6 protein-coding genes and 3 pseudogenes are annotated in these 7,265 nt (G+C 65.1%); 2 read left to right on the top strand and 7 right to left on the bottom strand.

Translation table 11 applies throughout. The features are described 5' to 3' along the window. Positions 1-27: 27 nt before the first annotated feature. The 4 genes and pseudogenes from R4I43_RS28655 to R4I43_RS28640 form a co-directional block, all read right to left on the bottom strand. The gene (locus R4I43_RS28655; protein ID WP_324268817.1) at positions 28-957 is read right to left on the bottom strand and encodes an MFS transporter; all 930 of its coding nucleotides are present in this window, start codon (positions 955-957) and stop codon (positions 28-30) included. Positions 958-1,081: 124 nt separating this feature from the next. Further along, positions 1,082-2,214 (bottom strand): annotated as a pseudogene (locus tag R4I43_RS28650) (IS701 family transposase). 64 nt (positions 2,215-2,278) lie between these two features. Further along, positions 2,279-2,707, bottom strand: a complete 429-nt coding sequence (locus tag R4I43_RS28645; RefSeq protein ID WP_324268814.1) for a tautomerase family protein — start codon at positions 2,705-2,707, stop codon at positions 2,279-2,281. Positions 2,708-2,957: 250 nt separating this feature from the next. Continuing rightward, complete coding sequence (locus tag R4I43_RS28640) at positions 2,958-4,004, bottom strand: AraC family transcriptional regulator (protein WP_324268813.1); 1,047 nt, start codon at positions 4,002-4,004, stop codon at positions 2,958-2,960. A gap of 101 nt (positions 4,005-4,105) precedes the next feature. Between R4I43_RS28640 and R4I43_RS28635 the strand changes: the two genes are divergently transcribed. Continuing rightward, positions 4,106-5,059, top strand: a complete 954-nt coding sequence (locus R4I43_RS28635) for an AraC family transcriptional regulator (RefSeq protein ID WP_324268812.1) — start codon at positions 4,106-4,108, stop codon at positions 5,057-5,059. Positions 5,060-5,195: 136 nt separating this feature from the next. Here R4I43_RS28635 and R4I43_RS28630 read toward each other — a convergent pair. The 3 genes and pseudogenes from R4I43_RS28630 to R4I43_RS28620 form a co-directional block, all read right to left on the bottom strand. Then, positions 5,196-5,903, bottom strand: a pseudogene (locus R4I43_RS28630) (IS5 family transposase); the annotation flags it as partial. A gap of 88 nt (positions 5,904-5,991) precedes the next feature. After that, positions 5,992-6,177: a hypothetical protein gene (locus R4I43_RS28625; RefSeq protein WP_324268811.1), complete on the bottom strand. Its 186-nt coding sequence runs from the start codon at positions 6,175-6,177 to the stop codon at positions 5,992-5,994. 162 nt (positions 6,178-6,339) lie between these two features. Continuing rightward, entirely contained in the window at positions 6,340-6,462 is a 123-nt protein-coding gene (locus R4I43_RS28620; RefSeq protein WP_324268810.1) for a hypothetical protein, read from the bottom strand. 447 nt (positions 6,463-6,909) lie between these two features. Between R4I43_RS28620 and R4I43_RS28615 the strand changes: the two are divergent. After that, positions 6,910-7,082: pseudogene (locus tag R4I43_RS28615) on the top strand (transposase domain-containing protein); the annotation flags it as partial. Positions 7,083-7,265: the final 183 nt, after the last annotated feature.

Here is a 7,265-nt window from a genome sequence, read left to right as displayed (position 1 = left end):
CCTCGATGCTGCCGGGCAGCACGGTGATCACCGGGGTGCCCTGGGTGACCTTCGCCTTGGCGTCGTAGGTGCCACCGAACAGCGAGTGCGACGCAACGCCCTCACCGTCGACGTCCACGACCTCCGAGCAGTGGCCATCAACATCGTCGTCTGCGAGATGTGCGCGGTCTTGGTGCCATAGGTGAGCAGGAATGTCGAATAGATGTAGAACGCCGTATTGATGACCATGAAAGCGCCACCCGCCAGCAGCACCCGGCCCCAGTGTCGGCGCATCACCTCGACCACGGGGGACCGTCGCCGCGCGGGCAGCTCAGCCGCGAGAAGTTGTAACTTTCGGAAGGCGGGCGTGTCATCCAGCCGCTTTCTCGCGTAGATCGCGACACCGACCAGCCCCGCACTCAGCAAGAACGGAACCCGCCAGCCCCAGCTGGTGAACGCCGTCGGCGTCATGCTGGTGCCCAGCAGGAAGAACGCTACGACGCCCAACAACACCCCGACAGGCACCCCGACCTGGGCGAAACTTCCGTAAAAGCCTCGACGATGCTTCGGTGCGAACTCGGTAGCCAGCAACACCGCGGCGCCCCACTGGCCGCCGATTGCGAGCCCCTGGGCGAAGCGGAGCACGGTGAGCAGGATTGGTGCGGTGACTCCGGTCGCGGCGTAGGTCGGCAGCAGGCCGATCAGCACACTGGCCGTCGCCATCGTCATCAGCGCCGCTAGGAATGTGGCCTTCCGGCCCATGCGGTCCCCGAGGTGCCCCCAGATGATTCCGCCCAAAGGTCGGGCCAGGAATCCCACACCGAGAACCGCGAACGACGACAGCGTTGCCAGAAATGGGTCGGCCGAGGCCGGAAAGTACGCCCGCGGGAAAACCAGGGCCGCAGCCGTGCCGAAGAGGAAAAAGTCGAACCACTCGACGCTCGCACCGACGAGGCTTAGTACTGCAACGGCACTCAGAGTGGGTAGCCGCGTCGTCGGTAGTGGCAGTGTCGGGCTTGGTGTTGGCGTCGTCGGCGCCAGCGTGACCAGGACCAGACGAAATTGATCAACAGGCGACGGATCTCTGCTAAGGTGTAGTCGATCACGCCCTGGTTGCTGACGCGGTTTCCCCCTTTATGGCCTGGGTTTTCGCGACGGCTAGCCACGCGAGGGCGAGTAGTGACAGGGTGGTGTGGGCGTACCAGGCTCGCCAAGAACGTGCTTGGTAGTGGTCGAGTCCGGCCTCGTTTTTGGCTTGCTGGAAGCATTCCTCGACATGCCAGCGAGACCCGGCGGTCCAGGCCAGGTCGAGCAGCCGGGAGCGGCGGGGCCCATAGGCGACGTAGTAGGCGATCTCGCTGGGGTCGCTGATCGAGCGTCGCGCTAGCAGCCAGCGCCCCCGGCCTGCCGGCCAGGTCGTGCCCAGTGGCAGGCGGGCCCAGTCATACAGGCGTGGCCCGTGCCCGCCGGCTCCGACCGAGAGTCGCCGCCACGATCCCGGCGAGAGCGCTGTGACGAGCTCATCGGCCCGATGCGTGTCACCGGAGGTGGTGGTCAGGGTGTCGTTGCGTTTGGTGGCCAGCACGTAGGCCACATCGCGGTGCTCGAGCCAGTCGCGCAGGTAGTGTGCTGCCCGTAGGCCTCGTCGCCGGTGACCCAGGCGAACGGCACTCCGGCCTGCACAGCACGGTCGATCATGGACTGGGCTTGCTCGGGCTTGGTGGCAAAACCGACGTCGTCGGGTATCCCGGCCGCTCGGCACCGATCCCGGTCGTCGGTCCACGACCTCGGCAGATACAGCTCCCGGTCGATCAACGCATGCCCGGACCCAGAGGCGTAGGCCAGGAAGGTGCCGATCTGGCAGTTCTCCGTGCGCCCGGCCGTGCCGGAGTACTGGCGCTGCACCCCCGCCGAACGGGTGCCCTTCTTGAGGAACCCGGTCTCGTCGACGATCAATACCCCGTCGGGCTCGCCGAGATGCTCGATGACGTAGTCGCGTACGTCATCGCGGACCCCGTGAACGTCCCAGTCCGCCCGCCGCAAAAGCCGCTGCATCCCGTCCGGACTGACCTCACCGGCCTGTTCGGCAATCGTCCACCCGTTCTTGCGTTCCAAGCCCGCGACCAGGCCCGACACGTACTCACGCACCCGCGCCCGCGGCTCGGACCGCACGAACCGCCCCGCAATCCGCGCGTGCACCCGCTCCAACTCCGCCGAGATCACATCCAGCACCACACCCACCATGATCCACTACCGACTCACGCGAGTGCCGTTGCAGTACTAAGGCTGTTACAGGTTGTTACTTGCTTGACAGAAGCTCCCCGAGCTCCTGCTTGTGACGGTCCATCCAAGCCGCCTCTTCACCGGGAGCGGGCATGATCAGGCCAGCTTCCATGATGGAGGTCGGATCGATCTCGTTGAGCCCGACCACCAGGCTGCGGGGATGCTGGCCCGTGATTGCGGTCCAAGCCTCGGATAGCCGGGTCAAGAGTTCGGCTCGCGCCGCACGATCCCTGCCCGCCCGGATCGCTCCACTGATCACTGAAACCGTGTTGGGCCTGCCAGCGGTAAAGAACGCCGATGGCTCGTATTCGGTGAACACGACATGGACGAGTCCCCGGGGCGCTCCGGTGACCGAGGAGTGGATGGTTGTGATTGCTTCCGCCAGCTCAGCATGGCGATCGGCATCGAGCGACCCGGCCGGGACGAGACACTGATAGAGCGGCATGAACTCCCTCTCAACCTGTATTCGCGTTCAATGGGGTTGGCTGTGGTGGGCGAACGGGTAGCAGTATCCACGATGCCTGCCCGCTAGTTGCGGTCCCGGGCAGCGCCAGCGGGTCCTCGGCATCCGTGCGGCATTGCTGTGCCTTCGCCGAGGTCAGTACGACGTTAGGAACGAGCGGAGAGTGATTGGTAGGACGAGCGCGCCGGGCGCTGGAATACAAGCGCCAGGATCGTCTTCTGCGTAGCGATGGTCACTCGATCCAGGCGGATTGGCCTGTCGGCTCCTGTCCTGCATGTCTCAGTCTGGACGGTGACGTGCCGAACCACCGGCGGACGGCACGCGTGAGGCTGGACTGTTCGTGCATTCCCAGCCTGGCCGCGATCTGCGAGAACGGCAGGTCAGTGGTTGTGATCAAGTCCAGGGCCTGACTTCTGCGAACGTGATCGACGACGTCGGTGAAAGTCGTGCCCTCCTCGGAGAGGGCGCGCTGCAGTGAACGTGGGTGGAGACTCAGCAGGCGGGCGACTTTCGGCAGGTCTGGACCATCGGATCCGAGCTGCTCGCTGAGGATCGCTGCCACCAGGTCCGAGATCGGCACTTTCTGATGGCCGAAGTGCGTATCGAGATAGTCCATTGCGATGTCGCGAAGCAGCTCGTTGCCGCCACTGATAGGCGTCGAGAACAGGCGGCTCGGGACGCGCAGCACCGCGCTCGGACAGTTGAACCTGACCTCGGCCCCGAAGTAGTCCCGATAGACGCTTTCCGGGGCTAGGCGAGGGTGGGGAAGTTGCACCGACCATAGTCCGTAGGGTGTGTGTCCGTTGACCAGTGTCAGGATTCGGTGAACGATCCCGATGCCGTAGTCGATGGTCTGTGGGGATGTGTTCCCTGTCGTGGTCGCGTAGCGAAGCCCGGCCACCCCGGGGTTTCCAAGCGGATCTTCGGTCTCATCGAGTGTGAGGGCCGGGCTGTAGACGAACAGGTACCGCTTCGCGCACTCGATGGCCTCGCCGATCGTGCGTGAGTTCTGCATGGCGATCGCCAGCGGTCCGATCATCTGCACATCCTGCTGAGCCGCCATCCTCAACCCTAGGTCAGCAAGCGCGAACCGCCTGGCTGTTTGCTCGAGAACACGCTCGAGGAGTCGAAAGCTGACGAACGAGTCGCCCTGGTCAATCTTTGCCTCGTCCAAGCCGTACGCCGCGAGGAGTTCGGGACCAACGCCGCCGGCCTGGCTGACCAGCGCGGACAGCCCCCGAAAGATGGAGGCCCGGATGGGGAGATCGATGTCACGCAAGGACAAATCCTTGTCGTTTGAGGGCAAGTAACTCGAGGTTCAACGGATCAAAATACACCTCTGAGAGTCGAGCCCACCGTCAATGAAGCCGGAGCAAGACCATGACCGTAACCCATTCAATCGCGCGCCGAGCTGACGTACCGACACCCGAGGAGGTCGTCGACCGCTGGCGGCTCGCGGTCCGGGACCGCCTGCTCAGCGTGGATCTCCGCCCGACCGGGCCGGCCGAGTGCTTTGGATCGGTTCAGGAGCGAGACCTCGGCGACCTACTCATCACCGACTGGGTGTGCCCCCAGCTCGAAGGGATCCGAGGCAGTGGCGTTGCGCGTCGCGACGATGACGCGCTGGTTCTCTTCGCCGCTTCCGCCGGTAGGCAAATCATCGAGACGCCGGACGAGACCGTTGTTCTCCGGCCAGGGACGGTTCTTCTCATGAGCACCCGTGCCACGGGAAGATTCCTCACTCCGCAGCACGTGACCAAACGCACGATCAAGGTGCCGCTGGCCGCTCTGGCCCCGTTCGACACGGGAGCCAGTGTACCCGGGTGCCTGCTTCTGGAGACCGCCCGAAGCCCGTTGGCCAACCTTGTCCAGGACTTCCTCGCGCGTATGGACAGTCATGTCGGGCGGATGTCCGCGGTGGAGGTCGAGGGCGCGCGCAACGCCGTCCTCGTCCTCATCGCCAGTCTGATCCGTGCGGGCCAAGCCGATCTCGGCAACAGCGACGTGCTGCCGCTGTTCCGACGGCAGCTGGAGCAATGGATCGACGACCATCTCGCCGATGGCGCGATCCGCATCGCCGACCTCGCTGCCGCGCACAATGTTGCTCCGAGGACCGTTCAGCGGGCCTTCGAGTCGACCGGAGACACGGTCGGATCGATTGTCCGCGCGCGCCGCCTGGCAGCGGCCAGGAGAGACCTGGTGAATACGAACAACCCCATTGCCGGAATCGCACACTGGTGGGGCTTTTGCGATGCCAGCCACTTCGGACGGGAATTCCGGCGTGAGTTCTCGATGTCGCCTGGCGACTACCGAGAAGCCTACGGACTCGCCTGACTGCCTGCCCGCGGGCGGCGGCACCCCTCTACAAGGCGTGGCGCAATCGTTCTATGAGCCGCCCGTCGCGCATTCGTAGGCTTGCGTGCGTCCCACGCCACACCACCTGCAGAGGACCACTCCAGGGGTCATGAGCGCGCAGGCGCCGGAACAAGTGCAGCAGCGCGATGGTTTGTTCGACGACGTATCGGTGCACGCCGAGTCCGGAGCCGCGTTCGGCGAACCGGGGTTGGATCCCCTTGGCTCGTGCGAGTTTGCGGTACTTGTCGTAGTCGTAGGCCCGGTCGGCGTAGAGCACCTCGGGTCGCTTGCGTGGGCGGCCTTGTCGTCCGCGCACGGGTGGGACGGCTTCGATCAGAGGCATCAGCTGGGTGACGTCGTGCCGCTGTCCGCCGGTCAGCGTGGCCGCCAGCGGGGTTCCGCCGCCGTCGACGAGCACATGATGTTTCGAGCCGGTCCTGGCTCGGTCTACTGGGCTGGGGCCGGTTTTTGCCCCCTTTTAACGCTCGGGCATGGGAGCCGTCCACCGCCGCGCGTGACCAGTCGATCAGCCCGGCCGCGTTCAGCTCGGCCAGCAGTACCTCGTGCAACTGCTGCCACACGCCGGCTTCGGTCCAGTCCCGCAGCCGTCGCCAGCAGTCATGCCCGAGCCGTACCCGAGCTCCTGCGGAAGGAACTCCCACGGCATACCCGTGTACAGCACGAACAAGATCCCACACAGTGCCTTGCGATCGTCCAGCCGCTTGCGCCCAGGGTTGCGAAACCGCCGCTCGACCACCGGCAACAAAGGCTCGATCCGGCCCAAGAGCCCGTCCTCGACCTCCCACGGCCTGCGCTGTGCCAACACCAACCCCAACCAGACGATCCAACCACGACCTCAAGATCAAACCACATCCAAGATCATTCTGTTAGGACTTCTTAGGTGGTTTGCGTCAGGTTGTGGCGGGTTTGGTGGCGGGAACGATGGTGATCGTCTGGTTCTCGGGTGGTGGAGAATTTGTGTGGCGGGTGCGTTTGAGGTGCCAGCTGGACATTTTTCGTTTGATCACGCGGGTTGGAGCGTTGTCGCCGGCGGGTAGGAGGTGGCGCAGGATCTCGTCATGGGTGCGGTCAGTCATTGTTTCAGGCGTGCCAGGAAAGCCGCCTGGCTGGTGACCTGGCGGCGGACGACGCGCGGTGTTCGCATGAAGGAGATCCGGTCAGGATCGATGCCGGTGCCTTCGGCGGTGTCGTGGATCAGGGGCGTAGGGCGTGGTGGGTGAGCAGGAATCCGTAGATCTCTACTGCCGCATCACCGGCAGGACCGCGTTGGCCCGGACCCGCCAGGGCAGGCCAGCTCCGGTAGCCGCGGCTTCGCGCCACAGATTGAAACTCAGGAAACCCCGGTCGGCCAGCAGCAGCATGCCCGCCGACAGCAAGGGAAAAGCCGCCGGACCAGTGTGGTCTCGTGTGTAGCCAGCGGCCAGGGGCTGCGGCGAAGATCGCATACGTGCCGCACTCGGCCAGCGCGGCCACCCGCACTTGCGGATAGACACTTTCACTTTGCCTCGGGAGTACCCGGACGCCCGAAACAATCCACATTGGATGGTTTGTCACGTCAAAAGTCGTGCTATCCACGGCGGCCAAGCGTCAGCCGTGGTACCACTCCCCGGCTGTGGTCTCAGTATCCACCGGGACGGGAACGCGCGGGCGAACAACGCCTTCAGCGGTTCCGGGCTCAGCCGGGCCCGAGCCCGCGACAATGCCGCCGTGGTCTCCACCTGCCGCTGGCCGCGCGAGCGCCGCGCCCACACCAGGTCCCTCGGTCAGCAGGCGTGACCTCCTCATGGCGAGGCGTCCAGACCGGACAGATCAAGTCGGATGAGCGGTTGCCGGATCGGATCGCGATCGGTGTGCTGACGAAGGCGATCCCTGCGGAGCTGGTCGATGATGTGCTGTCCGCGCCACGGGGCGCCGTGAGCAGCGCAAGCGGCTGCTGCCCGCTCGGGTGTTGGTGTATTTCGTGCTGGCGATGTGCCTTTTCAGGCGGGAGGGGTGTGCCGGTGCTCTGAGAGCGAGCTGTATGAGGTCCGGAAGCTGTTCGGCTCGATGAGTCATCTCCCTCGACGACGACCGGGCCCAGCTGCTCGTCTTCGGGCCAGGTCGGCGAAGAGGATCCTGGCGCTTGTGTTCCAGGGCTGGGCACGCTCGTCCTACCGACCACCCA

It is taken from the genome of Saccharopolyspora mangrovi (genome assembly GCF_035320975.1).
In the GTDB taxonomy this organism is placed as follows: domain Bacteria; phylum Actinomycetota; class Actinomycetes; order Mycobacteriales; family Pseudonocardiaceae; genus Saccharopolyspora; species Saccharopolyspora mangrovi.
This window is presented reverse-complemented; position numbering and strand designations above follow the sequence as displayed.

Excerpts from the sequence above, each read along its gene's own strand:
- R4I43_RS28645 (WP_324268814.1), bottom strand. The coding sequence starts at position 2,707 with ATGCCGCTCTATCAGTGTCTCGTCCCGGCCGGGTCGCTCGATGCCGAT.
- R4I43_RS28635 (WP_324268812.1), top strand. The coding sequence starts at position 4,106 with ATGACCGTAACCCATTCAATCGCGCGCCGAGCTGACGTACCGACACCC.
- R4I43_RS28625 (WP_324268811.1), bottom strand. The coding sequence starts at position 6,177 with ATGACTGACCGCACCCATGACGAGATCCTGCGCCACCTCCTACCCGCC.
- R4I43_RS28620 (WP_324268810.1), bottom strand. The coding sequence starts at position 6,462 with ATGCTGCTGCTGGCCGACCGGGGTTTCCTGAGTTTCAATCTGTGGCGC.